16 protein-coding genes are annotated in these 17,723 nt (G+C 47.6%); 5 read left to right on the top strand and 11 right to left on the bottom strand.

Annotation, left to right across the window (positions count from 1 at the left end):
• Positions 1-354 precede the first annotated feature (354 nt).
• Genes H9630_RS00270 through H9630_RS00260 form a run of 3 tightly spaced genes read left to right on the top strand, consistent with a single transcriptional unit; the run spans position 355 to position 2,656 of the window.
• Positions 355-1,182, top strand: a complete 828-nt coding sequence (locus tag H9630_RS00270) for an amino acid ABC transporter substrate-binding protein (RefSeq protein ID WP_191713497.1) — start codon at positions 355-357, stop codon at positions 1,180-1,182.
• The gene (locus H9630_RS00265) at positions 1,169-1,870 is read left to right on the top strand and encodes an amino acid ABC transporter permease (RefSeq protein WP_191714458.1); all 702 of its coding nucleotides are present in this window, start codon (positions 1,169-1,171) and stop codon (positions 1,868-1,870) included. The genes H9630_RS00270 and H9630_RS00265 overlap by 14 nt, the downstream gene beginning before the upstream one ends.
• Before the next feature lie 36 nt (positions 1,871-1,906).
• Positions 1,907-2,656 (top strand): amino acid ABC transporter ATP-binding protein, encoded by a 750-nt coding sequence (locus H9630_RS00260; protein WP_191713496.1) that lies wholly within the window; start codon positions 1,907-1,909, stop codon positions 2,654-2,656.
• 38 nt (positions 2,657-2,694) lie between these two features.
• On the opposite strand, the gene H9630_RS00255 is transcribed toward H9630_RS00260, so the two are convergent.
• Complete coding sequence (locus H9630_RS00255) at positions 2,695-3,810, bottom strand: mandelate racemase/muconate lactonizing enzyme family protein (protein WP_191713495.1); 1,116 nt, start codon at positions 3,808-3,810, stop codon at positions 2,695-2,697.
• Positions 3,811-3,910: 100 nt separating this feature from the next.
• Between H9630_RS00255 and H9630_RS00250 the strand changes: the two genes are divergently transcribed.
• Positions 3,911-5,116, top strand: a complete 1,206-nt coding sequence (locus H9630_RS00250) for a M20 metallopeptidase family protein (RefSeq protein WP_191713494.1) — start codon at positions 3,911-3,913, stop codon at positions 5,114-5,116.
• A gap of 118 nt (positions 5,117-5,234) precedes the next feature.
• Here the strand turns inward: H9630_RS00250 and H9630_RS00245 are convergent, their stop codons facing one another.
• The 9 genes from H9630_RS00245 to H9630_RS00205 all read right to left on the bottom strand — a co-directional run bounded on the left by H9630_RS00245 (position 5,235) and on the right by H9630_RS00205 (position 15,649).
• Positions 5,235-6,425 carry a glycine C-acetyltransferase gene (locus H9630_RS00245; RefSeq protein ID WP_191713493.1) on the bottom strand — a complete coding sequence of 397 codons (1,191 nt, stop codon included), beginning with the start codon at positions 6,423-6,425 and terminating at the stop codon, positions 5,235-5,237.
• Between the two features lie 93 nt (positions 6,426-6,518).
• Positions 6,519-8,633, bottom strand: coding sequence for a M6 family metallopeptidase (locus H9630_RS00240; protein WP_191713492.1), 2,115 nt, complete (start codon positions 8,631-8,633; stop codon positions 6,519-6,521).
• Positions 8,634-8,839: 206 nt separating this feature from the next.
• Positions 8,840-9,973 carry a bifunctional cystathionine gamma-lyase/homocysteine desulfhydrase gene (locus H9630_RS00235; RefSeq protein ID WP_191713491.1) on the bottom strand — a complete coding sequence of 378 codons (1,134 nt, stop codon included), beginning with the start codon at positions 9,971-9,973 and terminating at the stop codon, positions 8,840-8,842.
• Entirely contained in the window at positions 9,970-10,905 is a 936-nt protein-coding gene (locus H9630_RS00230) for a PLP-dependent cysteine synthase family protein (RefSeq protein WP_191713490.1), read from the bottom strand. The genes H9630_RS00235 and H9630_RS00230 overlap by 4 nt, the downstream gene beginning before the upstream one ends.
• Before the next feature lie 11 nt (positions 10,906-10,916).
• A complete protein-coding gene (locus H9630_RS00225) occupies positions 10,917-11,390 on the bottom strand; it encodes an S-ribosylhomocysteine lyase (protein WP_191713489.1) in 474 nt (157 codons plus the stop codon).
• Between the two features lie 19 nt (positions 11,391-11,409).
• Complete coding sequence (locus H9630_RS00220) at positions 11,410-12,045, bottom strand: class I SAM-dependent DNA methyltransferase (RefSeq protein WP_191713488.1); 636 nt, start codon at positions 12,043-12,045, stop codon at positions 11,410-11,412.
• Positions 12,046-12,227: 182 nt separating this feature from the next.
• Positions 12,228-12,869, bottom strand: coding sequence for a YczE/YyaS/YitT family protein (locus H9630_RS00215; RefSeq protein WP_191713487.1), 642 nt, complete (start codon positions 12,867-12,869; stop codon positions 12,228-12,230).
• 66 nt (positions 12,870-12,935) lie between these two features.
• A complete protein-coding gene (ybaK, locus tag H9630_RS00210) occupies positions 12,936-13,427 on the bottom strand; it encodes a Cys-tRNA(Pro) deacylase (protein ID WP_191713486.1) in 492 nt (163 codons plus the stop codon).
• Between the two features lie 62 nt (positions 13,428-13,489).
• Complete coding sequence (locus tag H9630_RS00205) at positions 13,490-15,649, bottom strand: DNA topoisomerase III (protein WP_191713485.1); 2,160 nt, start codon at positions 15,647-15,649, stop codon at positions 13,490-13,492.
• 266 nt (positions 15,650-15,915) lie between these two features.
• Between H9630_RS00205 and H9630_RS00200 the strand changes: the two genes are divergently transcribed.
• Complete coding sequence (locus H9630_RS00200; RefSeq protein ID WP_191713484.1) at positions 15,916-16,881, top strand: nuclease-related domain-containing protein; 966 nt, start codon at positions 15,916-15,918, stop codon at positions 16,879-16,881.
• Between the two features lie 173 nt (positions 16,882-17,054).
• On the opposite strand, the gene H9630_RS00195 is transcribed toward H9630_RS00200, so the two are convergent.
• The gene (locus tag H9630_RS00195) at positions 17,055-17,618 is read right to left on the bottom strand and encodes an NADPH-dependent FMN reductase (protein ID WP_191713483.1); all 564 of its coding nucleotides are present in this window, start codon (positions 17,616-17,618) and stop codon (positions 17,055-17,057) included.
• Positions 17,619-17,723: the final 105 nt, after the last annotated feature.

The raw sequence follows: 17,723 nt of genomic DNA, 5'->3' as shown, positions 1-17,723 counted from the left end.
CTAATTAAACCTTTATTATCTAGCTATTATAAGTTGTTCTCTTTAAAAACACAAATACTTTATCGGAAAGCTTTGGTGAAAATGTCTTTTCTTTATTTAAAAGAAAAGCTGAAAAACTGCTATCTTCTGCTGTTCACTTCATTTGAGACTGTTGCGAAGGCATGCTATAATAAATCAGCTCTAGGATTTCTGTTGGATTTCATAACGGATTTTCCTTTTTTTAATCCTTAAACCAACTAATCCAGTTGGTTATAATGGCTTTATTGAACTTTTATTTATTTGGATTAAAATCAAAGGGAATGAAAGCCAACAAGGAATTTCGGAAAAAAATACAAACGAAACGAGGAGATTTACATGAAGAAATTCAGTTTGGCGTTTTTATTAGTTCTAGCAATGTTGGTTTTAGCTGCCTGTGGCGGTGGATCCCCTGAAGAAGACCCGACGACGGATGATGCGGCGGACAACGGCGGATCCGGAGAAGATGTCCTGGCTAAGGTCAAGGAAGAAGGAACATTGGTCATTGGTACGGAAGGAACTTACCCTCCGTTCACTTTCCATGACGCTTCCGGAGAATTGACTGGTTTTGATGTTGAGATTGCACGCGAAATCGCTGAGCGCCTGGGTGTGGAAGCTGAATTCCTTGAAACCCAATGGGATGCCATGTTTGCAGGATTGGATGCGGGCCGTTTTGATATGGTCGCCAACCAGGTCGGGATCAATCCCGAACGCCAGGAAAGCTATGAGTTTTCAGATCCGTACATCACTTCTACTGCAGTTTTGGTAGTTGCTGAAGACAACACAGAGATTCAAAGTTTTGAAGACTTGGAAGGCAAACTGTCTGCACAGTCATTGACAAGCAACTATGCTGAAACAGCCACTTCTTACGGCGCGGAACTTGAAGGCGTCGAAGGGTTTAACCAAGCGATTGAATTACTGAATTCCGGCCGCGTTGATGCGACCGTCAATGATAACTTGACCGTTTTGGATTTCCTGAAACAGCGCCCGGATGCAAAAGTGAAAGTTGTCGATGAATCCGGAGATGCTGCACAAAGTGCATTATTGTTCAGAAAAGACAGTGGCGCAATTGTGGATGAAGCGAATAAAGCGTTGGCTGATATGATCGAAGACGGCACGTACGATGAAATTTCCGAAAAATGGTTTGGTGAAAATGTACTTGAATAGTATTTTCTCAGATCCGGTCAGAATGGAACGGCTTGTGGATATTGCGCAATCCTCATTTCTTCCATTAATCGAAGCCACGCTGCAATTCACGTTGCCTTTGTCGATCATCTCCTTCATTTTTGGATTGATTTTGGCGATCTTGACTGCTTTGGCGCGGATTTCGACGGTTAAAATTTTCCAGATCATTGCCCGTGTTTACGTATCGATCATACGCGGTACGCCTTTATTGGTTCAATTATTCATCCTGTTTTACGGATTGCCCACACTCGGCATCACCATCGATCCGTTTCCTGCGGCAGTGATCGGCTTCTCCCTGAACGTCGGAGCTTATGCTTCCGAAGTGATCCGGGCAGCGATCCTGTCGATTCCAAAAGGCCAATGGGAGGCAGCCGACACGATCGGCATGTCCTATACACAATCATTGCGCCGCGTTATTTTGCCTCAGGCGTCACGTGTTTCATTGCCGCCCTTGTCCAATACGTTTATCAGCTTGATCAAAGATACGTCACTGGCATCGCTGATTTTGGTTACCGAGATGTTCAGGGTCGCCCAGCAAATCGCCGCAACCAACTACGAGTTCCTGCTGCTGTACGGGCAGGCGGCATTGCTTTACTGGGTCATCTGCTTTGCCTTGTCGCTGGTCCAAGGACGGCTTGAACATCGCTTTGACCGCTACGTTTCCCGATAATACAAGCAGTTCACTGATTGCAGTAAGGAGTCCGATATGATTTCAATCAAAAATTTGCATAAAAAGTTCGGTGACCTCGAAGTATTGAAAGGCATTGATGCAGATGTCCAAAAAGGCCAGGCAATTGTAGTTATCGGCCCATCCGGTTCAGGTAAAACGACATTTCTCCGTTGCCTCAATACATTAGAAACACCCACTTCCGGTTCTGTAACGATCGACGAACAGACCGCCGACTTCTCCAAACCTTTGTCGAAAAAGCAGATTATGGCTTTTCGCAAGCAGTCGGCCATGGTCTTCCAGCACTACAACCTATTCCCTCACATGACCGCTCTTGAAAATGTCATGGAAGGACCCATTACTGTCCAGAAGCAGGATAAAAAGCTGGCCCGAAAAAAAGCCGAGCAGCTGCTGACGAAAGTCGGCCTCGGCGAAAAGATCAACGACTACCCATTCCAGCTAAGCGGGGGGCAACAACAACGTGTCGGCATCGCCCGTGCGTTGGCACTTGAACCCAAAGTGATGCTCTTTGATGAACCGACTTCCGCGCTCGACCCCGAACTGGTCGGCGAAGTACTGCAGGTCATGAAAGACTTGGCCGCTGAAGGCATGACGATGGTTGTAGTGACACATGAAATGCGCTTTGCCAAGGGCGTCGCGGACGAAGTGCTGTTCATGGACGAAGGCCGCATCATCGAACGCGGCAAACCCGAAGACATTTTCAATCATCCGACAGAAGAACGGACAAAACGTTTCTTAAGTTTGATCCAGAAAACGGATGTCATCTAAAAACTCGCGGACCCAATGGGCCCGCGAGTTTTTTATGTTTATTTTTCTACAGTCCATTTCTTGACCGTCAGTTTTTCCAATTGTGCCGGATCCACTTCTACACCCAATCCCGGCTTGCCGGACAATAAAACGTACGGATGCTTATAAGTCAAATCACCGATTTCCTCGCTGAACAGCAGCGGTCCCGTCAGTTCTGTGCTTTCAATATTGATGCGTGCCATGGCTACATGATAGCCTGCAGCCGATCCAATAGATGATTCCACCATGGAGCCGATTTGGCACTTCATGCCCGCTGCTTCAGCGGTTTTCGCCATTTGGGCCGCATGGAAAATGCCCGCACATTTCATCAGCTTGATATTGACGACGTCTGCCGCCTGCAAGCGGATGATTTCCAAGAGGTCTTCCATTGACTGAAGGCTTTCGTCTGCCATGATCGGTACAGCGGTCTTCGAACGGACTTCGGCCAATCCGCGAATGTCGCCCATGCGGATCGGCTGTTCGATCCAGGCAATGTTCGCTCCTTCGAGCTGTTTAATGGCTGCAACCGCTATCCCTGAGGACTTCCACCCTTGATTGACATCCACGCGGATCGGCATGTCCTTGCCGACCGCTTCACGAACTGCCAAAATCCGGTCCACATCTTCCTGCGCCTGCCCTTTCCCTACTTTCAGTTTAAGGGACGCATAGCCCATTTCAACAGCTTTCTTGGCTTTTTCCGCCATGATTTCAGGTGCTTCAATGCTGAGCACTTTCGGGTAATCAAGATGTTCCGCCGCCTGTCCGCCGATCAAGTTGTATACTGGTTGGCCGGCCGCCTTGCCCATCAAGTCGTAGCAGGCAATATCCACAGCAGCTTTGGCTGCAGGGTTCCGTGCCATCAATGCGTTCATTTTTGAATGAATCGATTCGATGTCGAACGGGTTCATGCCAATAATGGCCGGCAGGAACAGTTCTTTCAACACCTCAAAAGCAGCCGTGAAATATTCTCCAGTTACATGTTCATCCGGAACGGCTTCTCCGTATCCAACCAATCCATTGTCGGTTTCCAGTACTAGAATCAATGCCGGCATATCCGGGTACGTCGCATAGGAAATGATGAATGGTTCGTTGAGTGGAAATCTGACCGCATGCAATGACGCTTTTGTGATTTTCATTTGACAGCCTCCATTAAATTTAACTTATTGTATACTTACTACTATAGTGAAATTCGTGAATGAATGGTATTTTATTTTCATCACAAAGGAGTTTTGACAAATGACGTTAACTGAACAGATCCGGTCGCTCTACGGCGAAATGGTGGAGACCCGAAGATATTTGCATATGCACCCCGAATTGTCGCATCAAGAAATCGCCACGCCCGCTTTTATTGCGGATCGTTTGGAAAAATTGGGTATAGAAGTTCGCCGGGACGTTGGCGGACGTGGTGTTGTCGGGACGATCCGCGGCGGAAAGCCTGGCAAAACGATTGCATTCCGTGCAGATTTCGATGCTTTGCCGATCGATGACCAAAAAGACGTTTCTTATAAGTCCACGGTTCCGGGTGTGATGCACGCCTGCGGCCATGATGGCCATACTGCCGCTTTGCTGGGCTTCGCCAAAACGATGGTGGCCATTCAGGAAGAACTGCCGGGCACAATTGTCTTGATCCATCAATTCGGCGAGGAACTATCGCCAGGCGGTGCACGCGCCATGATTGAAGATGGCTGCCTGGACGGCGTCGATGCGGTCTACGGTGCTCACCTGCAAAGCAAGATGGACAGCGGCCGGATTTATGTGCGCGACGGATTCCTTCAGGCTTCTGAAGATACCGTCAAAATTATCGTCCACGGTTCCGGAACACACGGGGCAGAACCGCACAACGGCGTCGATCCGATTTTGGCAGCGAGCCATATCATGGTTGCTTTGCAGTCCATCGTCAGCCGCAATGCCGATCCATTGAAAGAACTGGTCGTCTCAATCGGCAAATTCCATGCCGGCGATGCCGATAACGTCATTTCGAGCAAAGCAGTGCTGGAAGGCACAATTCGCGTATTCGATCCCGAACTCCGCGCGCTCGCCAGCCAGCGCCTTCGGACCGTTGTCGAGAACGTCGCCATCGCCATGGGCGCCACCGCAGAAGTGATCATCGAAAATGGCTACGATTCTCTTTGGAACCATTCAGCTGAAACCGATCGTGTCCGCATTGCCGGCCGTGAAGTATTGGGAGTTGAAAATGTGGTGGAAATCGATCCGGTCATGCCGGTCGAAGATTTCACTTATTTTACACAGGCCAAACCCGGCGCCTATTTCTTTGTCGGCGCGAAAATGGATGATGAACAGGCTGTTTACCCGCATCACCATGAAAACTTCGATTTTAATGAAACCGCTATGCTGGTAACAGCGGAAATGTTCGCTGCGATTTATTTTGAGGAGCAGAAATTGGCGTTGGACAGTATTGTGCCTGTTTTGGACAGTAAGTAAGCTGATTTCGACAGTGCTTCGCCAATTTGGACTGTATTTCACCCAACCAGGACTGTATATCCTATATCTGGAAATAAAAACACGCCCGGCAGCATAAAGCCGGGCGTGTTTTCGTGTTTTAGTTGATGACGCCTAATTCTTTGCCGACTTTTTCGTAAGTGGCAATGGCTTCATCCAACATTTCTTTCGTATGGGCAGCTGTCGGCATGTTGCGGACGCGTCCAGTGCCTTTTGGAACCGTTGGGAAGACGATTGATTTCGCGTAGACGCCTTCTTCGAACAAACGCTTCGAGAATTCCTGCGTCAACTTTTCGTCGCCGATGATGCAAGGAGTGATCGGTGTTTCTGAATGGCCGATATCGAAGCCTAGTTTATCCAGGCCTTTTTTCAAGTAATCGCCATTGTCCCACAATTTATCGTGCAATTCCGTTGAGTCGATGATCATTTGGACTGCCGCTGTGATAGCTGCAACGTCGCCTGGAGTCACCGCTGTCGAGAACAAGAATGGACGTGAACGAACTTTCAACCAGTCAATCAGATTTTTCTTGCCGGCCACATAACCGCCGACAACGCCGACTGCTTTGGATAAAGTACCCATTTGCATATCGATTTCTTTTTCAAGGCCGAAATGCTTCACGGTGCCTTTCCCTTTGCCGGTAACGCCTGAACCGTGCGCATCATCCACGTATGTGATCAAGTCGAATTCTTTGGCGATTTCTACAATTTCCGGAAGCTTGGCAATATCGCCATCCATCGAAAAGACACCATCTGTGATGACCATGACTTTATTGTAAAGGCCGGATTCAGTCGCTTCTTTCGCTTTCAGGCGAAGGTCTTCCATATCCGAGTGCTTAAATGCGATGATTTTCGCTTTCGACAAGCGGCAGCCATCGATGATGGATGCATGGTTCAACTGGTCAGAAAGAATCGCATCGTTCTTGTCCATGACAGCTGAAATGGCCGCCATGTTGCAATTAAAGCCGGATTGATAAGAAATAGCCGCTTCTGTACCTTTGAATTCAGCTAACTTTTCTTCCAACTTCACATGCAGATCCAACGTTCCGTTGATTGTACGGACTGCCCCTGCGCCGACACCGTATTTGTCGATGGCGTCTTTTGCCACTTGCTTCAAGTCTTCGTTGGTCGCAAGCCCCAAGTAGTTATTTGAAGAAAGGTTGATCAGTTCCTTGCCGCGCACTTTGATGATCGCGCCGTTCGGTCCTTCAACCGGATCGATTTCATTATAGAGGCCCTGCTCTTTTAATTCTGTTAAGTTCTCATCTAAAAATGCATCTAATTTTTTCGACAATGTCCTCTTCCTTTCACAAACAATCTCAGTTTCCATCTTACCATAAGGGGCATTTTCTCCAAAAGAAAAAGCGGACCGAGGTCCGCTTTTGCCTTATTTATTGCCTTTTCCGTTGTTCTTGCCTTTGCCTTTGTTCGGGTTGTCCTTTTTGTAGACGACTTCATAAGTGAATTCTTTCGCTTCTTTTTGCCCTTCTTCAGCAGCATAAGAAGTGATCATTTTCACATTGCCTTCACGGAGAACTTGTTGAAGATCCAAGGCTTGTTTCTCCGTCACGTTATACGGATCTACGTGGAAGACGCGTTCTTTGCCATTTTTCTTGGTTTGGATGAATGTTGTTGTAAAGTTGACGTAGTCACCTTTCAACTGCCCCAATGACTGGAAAACATCCGTTGACGTGCCGTCAGCCGAGAAATCACCTAATTTAATGTTCTTGATGAACCAGCCTGGGTTGTTGGAACCCCAGTCAGTCAAGTTACGGAATGAAACCAGGACATCTTTTCCTGCGTAAGCCGACAAGTCAAATGTTTCTGTTGCCCAGTCGCCATTTGTTCCCGTGAAGCCAGGTACGTTTTCCTTGATGGTCGGGTAGCCTTCTGCCACTACGTCACTGCGCGTATTGGCGTTTTCAAGCGAAGTCCATGTATCACCATTGTCAGTCGATACTTGAACCATGCCGAAATCCCATTGCTCTTCAATATCGTAGTAATGCTCGAACGTCAAAGCCGCGTTGGCAGCAGGCACTGTTGCTCCAAAGATCAATTCCTGATCTGCTTCGTCTCCGTTATTTGCATGCAATACTTGTGCACCAGACCCTTTTGGATCTGCTACAGTTTGCCATTGCAATGGCAGGAAGTCGACGCCGTCAAATTCCAGGCCGCGGACATCTTTGCCGAAATTGAACTCTTTAAAGTCGCCGCCCCATGCCGGAACGCCTTCTTTTTCAAATGTTTTCGCTTTTTCAAAATCTACAGTTTTGCCTCTTACCTCATCTGCAGTGCCAACTGGCAGTTTACGAAGGTCAATGCTGTCGATATTGTAGTCGCTGCTGACATCCGAATTGTCCAACGTCAATGCCGTCATGAAATTCTGGTAGACTTCCGTGAATGTTTTACCAGTGCCATAATCTTTCAGCACTTTGTCGACGCTTGCCATCCCTTGGCTGTCGCCATCTGTTGCCAACTCACGAATAAATTCCTGTCCAAACTTGTCGTACATATAAAGAGTGAACAAGTAGACCTGGCCATAATCCGCAATTGTTTCCGGGCCAGTCGCTGCTGTTCCATGCTCATCCCAGTTGACCAATGAGTTTTCCGGGTGATCCAAATAGAAGTTGATCGATCCTTCTCCATGGCCATAACCGCCCAGGAATTCAGAGAATGTCGACATGCCTTCGTTCAACCAAGTTTCCTCAGCGCCATCGTTATCGGCTTGGATCAAATGCTGCAACTCATGGATGGTTGTGCCGAAGAATGTGCTCTCCAAACGCGTTTCCCATGAATTCGTATCGATGGTGATGATGTTGCGGTCTGTATAGTTTTCAAGTGTTTGCCAGAAGAAGCCGGCAACAAAGAATGGGTAGCTTGGGTTGTTCCAGCCTTCATCCTGGACATTATCGACCAGCATGATGACTTTGTCAGATCCTTCGTAATAGTCATCAGGTAGTCCTACTATACCTGGAACAGTAGCCTTTGATCCGTCCAATTGGTCCGGTGTTCCAAAGAAATCCGTCGCTACCGGATAGATATTGCTGTCGAATTCAGCACGTAATTTATCCACCTGCGCTTGTGTTACCACATCGGCTGGTTTTGGGTTGTTCGGTCCATAAGCCAAATCATTGGCTACCCAGATTTCCACATTGTCGCCAATGCTGCGCAAAGTAAATTCTTTAAAGCTTAAGTTGCGGTCCAGGAATAATTTCGTTCCATGGTCTTCTGTAAATGCGCTGTCTGCTTTTGAATCAGACTCTCCGCCTGCCACTTCATCAGCCTGCGCCTTTATCTTTTTATCCGCTTCTTTTTTGAAATTTTCATCCTGCGTTAAATCATTCAAGCTTTGGTCGATATCGATCCGATCCCCGTATCGTTCGCTGTTCCAGTCGTTTACTGATGGCACTGCTTCGGTCGGTGCCGCTGCAGCTGCTGGCGCGAATAAAGATAGGGTTAACGCACTAGCCGATAAGATCGATACCCATTTGCTGTTTTTCATGTTGAATCCCCTTCCGAACTGTCAGAATATTATTTCTTTGAAAATCTTACCATGACAGAATAGTCAGAAGAATAGGCTATAAGATGTATTTCGAGTTACGAAATTTCAGGTAATATGGTTGTTTTTTCTGACATCCAACTAGTCCATATGGTTTCAATAACTTTAAAAGAACATAAAAAAACCGCCTGAAGTAGGCGGTTAGTCACTTATTTTAAAGCATTTTCCAGATCTTCAATCAAATCTTCCACATCTTCTATCCCGACTGAAATGCGCACAAGCCCTTCGACAATGCCCAGTTCTGCACGGCGTTCGATAGGAATGGAAGCATGGGTCATTTGGGCCGGTACAGAAATCAAGCTTTCAACAGCTCCTAAGCTTTCAGCTAAGGTAAAGTATTTCAGTTTGGCCAATAATTCTCCAGCTTTCTCTCTGCTGCCTACATCAAATGAAATCATACCGCCAAATCCGTTAGCCTGCTTCTGCATCAAATCACGTCCCGGATGGCTTTCAAGTCCTGGGTAAATGACTTTGCCGACCGCTTCATGCGCTTCCAGGAATTCAGCAATTTTCTGTGCATTCGAATTGGCTTCTTCCATGCGCAAGCCCAATGTTTTCAACCCGCGAATCAGCAGCCATGAATCCTGCGGCCCTAAAATAGCGCCGATGGAGTTTTGCACAAAATGTACTTGTTCCGCAAGTTCCGCTGAATTGACGACTACCAGTCCTGCTACAACATCACTGTGGCCACCGATGTATTTCGTCGCGCTATGCACAACAATATCAGCGCCCAGCGAAATCGGATTCTGCAAATAAGGCGTCATGAAGGTGTTATCGACAATCGTCAACAAGCCCTTCGATTTTGCAAAGGCTGAGACAGCTTCAATATCCGTCACTTTCAATAGTGGATTGGTTGGTGTTTCAATAAAAATCGCTTTCGTATTTTCTTTGACCGCCGCTTCCACTTCTTCCAAATTCCCCGTATCAACAAATGTGAACTCCAAACCAAAACGGTTCAGCACTTTATTGATGACGCGGTAAGTTCCGCCGTAGACATCATCTGTCAGAACGACGTGGTCTCCCGCAGAAAACAGCATCATGACAGACGAAATGGCAGCCATTCCTGAACCGAATGCAAAGCCGGCGTGGCCGAACTCAACATCTGCAATCAACTCTTCGAGCGCGTGGCGTGTCGGGTTTCCTGTACGTGAATATTCGTAGCCTTTGAATTTACCGACAGCTTCCTGCTTGTAGGTGCTGACCTGATAAATTGGTGTAGATACGGCGCCTGTCGCTTCATCGCCGACAATGCCCCCATGGATTAATCTTGTTTTCGGTTTCATTCCTGATCCTCCTTAAAAGTTCGGCCATAAATATCCTGGCTCATATAGCGTTCACTTGAGTCCGCAAATACGGTGACAATATGGCTTCCCGGTTTGGCAGCTTCCGCTTCCCGCAACGCTGCCACATAAGCGGCGCCGGAGGAACTTCCGACTAATAAACCCTCGTTTTTCGCCAATTCCCGGACTGCCATGAATGCTTCTTTGTCCGTAATCGTGTGGATCGCTTCGAAATAGTTCTCATCCATGTAATCCGGCAAAAATTCCATGCCGATGCCTTCAGTCAAATGTGGTCCGGATGGTCCGCCATTCAAAATCGAGCCTTCGGGTTCCACAATAACTGTTTTAACGGCTTGTTTTTTTGATTTCAAGTAACGCGCAGTCCCCATGAACGTGCCACCGGATCCTGCTCCTGCAATAAAGACATCGATTTCTCCATCAAGGGCTTCCCAGACTTCCGGCCCAAGCGTTCGGACATAGGTTTCGGGATTTGCCGGATTGGAGAATTGAGAAGGGGAAAATGCCCCTTCTGCTTCAACCAATTCCTTGGCTTTTTCGATGGCGCCTTTGATGCCTTTTTCAGTTGGCGTGTTGATGACCTCTGCGCCTAGGGCACGCATCAACCCTTGTTTTTCCTGGCTGAATTTCTCAGGCACCACAAACTTCACCTGATAGCCTTTGCCAATGGCTGCGATGGCCAGGCCGATGCCGGTATTGCCGGCCGTCGGCTCGATCATCGTGCCGCCCGGTTTCAGCACTCCGCGTTTTTCTGCATCTTCAATCAATGAAACACCCAATCGGTCTTTGACGCTGCCGCCGGGATTGAAATATTCCAGCTTGGCAAAGATGCGGCAGCCGTTCGGAATTTTGCTGTGTGTCAGTTCCAGCAACGGCGTATTGCCGATCAATTGCTGAATTTCAGTTACATAGTTCATCGTAATTCTCCTTAGATCGCTTCATCCGCGAAGACTTGGCTCCATTGGTCTTTTTTCGCCAGCATTTCGCGCGCCAGTTCTTTAGCGCCTTCTAAGCTATGGCTTGCAGCCCATCCGCATTGCACTTCGTTGCATGCCGGCACTTCGTCCGCTTCAATGACATCTTTCAAGGTGTTTTCCAAAATGCGCAGAATGTCTTCGAAATCGTCATGGTTGATAACTGATAGGTAATAACCTGTCTGGCAGCCCATTGGCCCAATATCCACAATGCTGTCCGAATGGTTGCGGCTGTGTTCAGCCATCATGTGCTCAAGGGAATGAAGCGCAGGCATATCCATATGCTCTTTGTTCGGCTGTTTAAAACGGATATCGTATTTGCGGATCGTATCGCCTTTTGCGCCGGTTTTTTCTCCTGCCAAACGCACATATGGCGCCACTACTTTTGTATGGTCCAAGTTAAAGCTTTCAACATTCATTTTTTTCATTCCAATCGCTCCCTATTTCTTATTTTTTAGTTGCGTCAATCAGATATACGTAATTGTTCATCTTCGACAATTCCACCGTAAACCCTGCATCCGTAATCAGTTTTTCCATCACAGGAACCGTTGTGTAATATTCACGGTTCAAGTCCTCTACTAGATTAGCATGACCTCTTGCTTGTTCAAATGCAATTATTTCCTTTTTGGCTGCTTCTGAAGCAAAAAGCGTGTCTGCAAAAACCACTTTGCCGCCCGCCGGCAATTGCTCGGCGTATAGTTGAAAAGCCTGTGCTTTTTCCGTGTCCGTCAAATGATGGAATGCGTATGAGCTGACAAAGCTTTGTGGTTTGATTGCTGTTTCGAACTCCAAAAAATCACCGTCCATGACAGTCAATTCGTTCATCTTTTCCGCAACCACTTCACGCATCGCCTGATTTGGTTCGATTCCGACCACTTCCAAGCCACGGCTTAAAAGTTTTTCCGTCAAGTTGCCGGTGCCGACACCGAATTCTATAACCGGACCAATCGCTGCATCAGCCACCGCCTGCAAAATTTCGTTATATTTCATGAATACATCTTTGTATTCCTCATCTTTTCCACTTACTGAATCATCATAGGTATGAACCCATTCATCGAAAATCCCCACAAACTCGCGTCCCATTGTTCAAGCCCCTTTTCTTATATTCAATAAAACCAATAGAGTTACTCGGCTTTATTTATAACATATTGGCAGAAAGGATTCAACTAATCACAACGGTCATGAGAATTGGGTTTTAGCATAGTAGAGCAAGAGAATGAGCACGTCCCCGATCTCTTGCTTTACTTAGCTTTTAGGCCATTCCTTTAAATCTTAAGGACTGGCGGAATGCCTTCTTTTTTGCCGATGAGCGTCACCAGCAGTTTTTCAAATTGCGGCAAGGATACTTGGACAATTCTGCCCGTCAGCAACGCAACTGCAATGGTGCCGATGCCGACCGGTCCGCCGAGCAGCCAACCAAGCAACGCCACCCCGACTTCAATCCCTGCCCGAACGACGCTGATGCTGAGGCCGGTCTTTTCAACGAGCATCATCATCAAGCTGTCACGCGGACCTGCACCGATTTTCGGCGACACATAGAGGCCGACGCCATAGCCTGACACGACGATTCCGGCTGACAAAATCAGGATTTGCCCAACCAGCGTATGGATGTCCGGAATCAGGAAATTGAAAATGTCGATAAAGACACCGATCAGCAGCATATTCAAAAAAGTGCCGATCTGTGGTACTTTCCGTGTGAAGATAGCGGTACTGGCAATCAGCGCAAATCCGGCGATGACCGACCACGTGCCGATGGTCAATCCGAAGTTCAGATACAGGCCGACATGCAGCACATCCCATGGCCCGATGCCCAGCTTGCTGCCTTTGATGGTCATGGTAAACCCAAGTGCGAGAACAATCAATCCGACAATAAAAAACAGCCAACGGTAAAACAGCGAACGCTTCATCCAAATCCTTCTTTCTTTTATTATGATATGAAAAATCCACCCATTCAAAACGAATGGATGGAAGCTTCATTGACCTGGAGCTGTCAATTCCGCAAAGTGGCCTTTTGTCGCAGCGGCCAGTTCCGCAGGAGCCAGTTTCAACTGCATGCCGATTTTACCGGCAGAGACAATCATTTCAGGCAATTGCTCCGCTTCAACTGACACGAAAGTCGGATAGGGCTTTTTCATCCCGACAGGCGAACAGCCGCCTCGAATATAGCCGGTGAGTGCAAGAATATCCTTCACCGGTGCCATCTCAATTTTCTTTTCGCCGGCCGCTTTGGCCGCTTTTTTCAAGTCCAGTTCTGCCGCAACCGGAATAACAAACACATATGGCTGCTTGGAGGCACCAATGGCCACCAAAGTTTTATAGACGAGTTCTGCCGAATGGCCAATTTTGGCAGCGACAGAAACGCCGTCCACTTTGCCGTCTTCGGCACTGTAATGAAGCAGTTCATAGTGGATCTTTTCTTTGTCGAGCATACGTGCTGCATTGGTTTTTGCGATTTTTTTAGCCATGGCGTTTTCTCCTTATCTGAAAACTTGCTTCTTCACAGCATACCATCATCAGCAGCGGGATTCTATTCGGTTTGGCCCAATAATTTTTTCAGTGCATCAGCCATCGCCGTATTTTGCGGCGCTTCTTCCTGCTGGTTCAAGTATTTATTGACGTCTTTTTTATTAGCTTTAGATTGACCGGATTTTTTGCGTTTTTCAAAGGCTGACAACTTCTCGCGATGTCCGCATTTGCAGACGAAAATCTTGCCGTCTCCTTCACCTTGCATCTCTAACTTCTTGTGGCAGTTTGGGCAGCGCGCATTGGTCTGCATCGCCACTTGCTTTTTGTAGCCGCAGTCGCGATCCTGGCAGACATTCATTTTGCCGCGCTTGCTGTTGACTTCAAGAAGCGGTTTGCCGCAATCCGGGCACATTTTGCCGGTGATGTTGTCATGCTTGAACTTTTTGTCGCTCTTCTTGATATCCGATACGGATTTTTCAGCGAAGACAATCATTTCTTTAATAAATTCTTCTTTTTTCAATTGGCCTTTGGCGATCTTGGTCAATTGCTGTTCCCAATCTGCTGTCAGCTTCGGCGACTTCAAGTCTTCCGGAACAAGTTCCAGCAACTGGCGGCCTTTTGAAGTGATCGTCAGGTCCTTGCCTTTTTTCTCAATCAGGAAAGTATTGAACAATTTATCGATGACATCGGCACGCGTTGCAACCGTACCCAGTCCACCGGTTTCGCCGAGCGTCTGAATCAGTTCTTTCGACTCGCCGCTCATGAACTGCGTCGGATTTTCCATAGCGCCAAGAAGCGTCCCTTCATTGAAGAAAGCGGGCGGCTTGGTTTTTCCATCCGTCAGCGCGATGCCTTTGATCGCCAGCTTCTGCCCGTTTTCAAACGGCGGCAGCGTAGTATCGTTGTCGTCATCTTCATCTTTGTAGATGCGTTTCCAGCCTTCATTGCGGATCGTATTGCCTTTTGCCTGGAACGTTTCCCCGCCGGCAGTCAGTTTGACGGTCGTCTGGTCGTATTCGTACTGCGGGTAAAATACCGCTAGGAAGCGCTTGACGATCATGTCGTATAATTTAACCTCTTTATCGGAAAGATCATGCAGCGGCGGCGTTTCTTCCGTCGGGATGATGGCGTGGTGATCGGAAACTTTTGCGTCGTCGATCACGCCTTTCTGCGGCGCTACCGGATTTTTCAAGATCATTGCGGCCAGGCTGCGGTAAGGACCCATTTGCACCGCTTTGACGCGGTCCTTCAAGGTATCCCGCATGTCGCTCGTCAAATGCTTCGAGTCGGTCCGCGGATAGGTCACAATTTTGTAGCGCTCGTAAAGATTCTGCAGCGTGTTGAGCGTCTCTTTCGCCGACCAGCTATAGCGCTTGTAGGCTTCTTTCTGCAGTTCGGTCAAGTCGAATAAAGGCGGTGCCGGCTGGCGTTTCGGCGTAATCTTGATATCCGTCACAGTGCCTTCGTGGGTGTTCTGGAGTTTATTGAACAAGCGGTCGATTTTGTCCTTGTCGAAGGATTGCGTCGAGTTGCCGTCCGTCCAGGTGAATGCCGCTTTGTCGGTAATCGCCTGCATGCCGTAATACGGCTTCGGCTGGAAATTGCGGATCTGCTTTTCGCGTTCGGCGATCATCGCCAGCGTCGGTGTCTGCACGCGGCCAGTTGACAATTGCGCATTGTATTTGACGGTCAGCGCGCGCGTCGCGTTGATGCCGACTACCCAGTCCGCTTCCGCACGTGCAACAGCTGCTGCGTAGAGATTTTCGTAAGCCTTGCCGTCTTTCAAGTTGTTGAAGCCGTCTTTAATGGCTTTATCGGTAACGGACGAAATCCACAGGCGCTTCACCGGCTTGCGCGTATTGGTCTTCTCCAGAATCCAACGCGCCACAAGCTCGCCTTCGCGTCCAGCATCTGTCGCGATGATGACATCTTTGACATCGCCGCGCTGCAGCTGGGATTTGACCGCGTTAAACTGCTTCATTGACTGTTTGATCGGCACCAGCTTGAACGGCTTTGGAATGATCGGCAAAGTATCCATTTTCCATTCCTTGAAGTCGTTGTCGTATTGCTCCGGCTGCGCATGCGTCACCAGATGGCCAAGTGCCCACGTGACGATATATTGCTTGCCTTCCAAATATCCATTGCCTTTTTGTTCGCATCCGAGAACACGCGCAATATCACGCGCCACGGATGGCTTTTCTGCTAAAACTACTGATTTCATTTAAATTCACCCTCATTTCTGATGTGATTATTGTAACATTTTCTGTTGAAGCTGGCTTTTGGGAGGGGTTTTTGTCGGTTGGAAAGTATTTAGCTTCCAATGGAAAGTAAACTCATTTTATTGGAAAGTATTTATAGCCTTTTGGAAAGTATTTTGACCCAAACAGAAAGCATTTCCAAATAACTTCCAGAATCCTTGAAACAGTATTGCTATCCCTAAGAATTTACGCTATATTGGAGCAGATTTATAAAAAAGGAGAGGATAAATTGATTTTTAAAGATCGAAACAAACCGCAAGAAATCTTCCAGCTCGAAAGCCTGCTCCAGCGCATATCACCCGTCCATCCCCAAGCTCCCTACTGGACCGAAAAACTCCGCCGCATCACTGCCGGTTACCACGGCGAATTGCGCGTCGACTCCCTTTGGCACGAAATCGATCTCCCTTTGCCGCATTACTTCATCCACGACTTATTCATCCAAAAAGAGAAGTCTTCCCATCAGATTGACAGCGTCCTCATCACCAGCCGTTTCATATTGGCATTGGAAATCAAAAGCATTTCCGGCCTGCTCAACTTCGATCCCCAACTGAGGCAATTTTCCCGTACCAATAAAGACGGCAGCATCGACGGCATGAAAAACCCGGATGACCAATTGCGCCGCCACGAAAAATGGCTGGAACAGTTTTTATTCCAGCAGCGGGTAAAGTTGCCTGTCATCGGCGTCATCGTCTTCACTTATCCTTCATCGGTCGTTCAATCGCGAGCCGGAAACCGTTTGATGGTCCAGGCTTCCGGCCTCCCCCACCTAATGGATCGATTGTTGGAAAAACATCCGCAAGAAATCTTATCAAAGAAGAAAACAGAATTAATCGCCCATAAATTGTTGGAGCTTCATTCTTCAAAACCTTCAGCACCTCTGGGTCTTTCGAATTCACTTTTGAAAGGTATATTCTGTCCTGATTGCTCGGACCGCTTACTGAGTTACCGCCGGGGGAAGTGGCGCTGCGAAACGTGCGCCCATGGTGACCCGGTCGCTCATCTTGAAGCATTGTTGCAATACCGGACACTGGCCAATACGACGATCAGCAATCGGGAATTCCGGGAGTTTACTGGACTTCACTACACTACCACCGCCTCCAAGCTATTAAAATCGACGAATATGCCCTTTGCAGGAAGTTATAAAGATCGAATATATGCTATTCCTGAACTTTTTGAAGGCATGGAAAGTATTTAGAGTTTATTAGAAAGTATTCAATCATTTACGGAAAGTATTTGCTCCTAAACAGAAAGTATTTGACTCTTAATAGAAAGTAAGCTCTTTTAATGGAATAAAACAAATCATTTCTTCAAACAAAATCCAAAATGACACCAAAAAAACCTCCCACACAGGGAGGTTTCTTCCTTCAATCAATGATTATCCAACGTTTCCTTCGACAGGTGCTTACTCATCTCCGCATATTGCACGAATACGCGTGCCAGTTCGCGCAGGCGGTTGTGGACGTCGTCGTTGGTGATGGTGTTGGTGTCGTCAAAATGGCTGCTGTGGGTGTAGACGTAGTTGGGCGTCACCAGGCAGCGGAAGTAATCGAGAATCGGCTTGAGCTGGTTTTCGATGACCAAGTGATGCTGGTAAGTGCCGCCGTTCGCCACAATCGATACCGGCTTGTAGCGCATGGTGCGCGGATGCAGCATGTCGAATGTATTCTTCAGGACACCTGGAATCGAACCCTGGAAAATCGGCGAGGCAATGATATAGCCGTCGGCTTCTTCAAAGCGGCGGACAATTTCCTGCATGCTGTCATTGTATTCACCAAGTGGACGGCCATCGACAAACTGATGGTCGTAATCGGCCAGCTTCAATATCGTTAATTCCATTTCAGGAGCGAATTCCTTGATGTAAGTCTGCACCTGTTCCAGAATGGCACCGGTTTTTCGTCCAAGAATCGTTCCGTCTACTAATAAAACTTTCATAATTCTATGTCCTCCTCAAAATGCGTAAGTAACGAATCGGTTGTATGTGTGTAAATCCACGTTATTGCAACTAAATCCGCAGCAACCCGTTTGTTCCAATCATAA

It is taken from the genome of Planococcus wigleyi (genome assembly GCF_014836985.1).
Classification (GTDB): Bacteria; Bacillota; Bacilli; order Bacillales_A; family Planococcaceae; genus Planococcus; species Planococcus notacanthi.
This window is presented reverse-complemented; position numbering and strand designations above follow the sequence as displayed.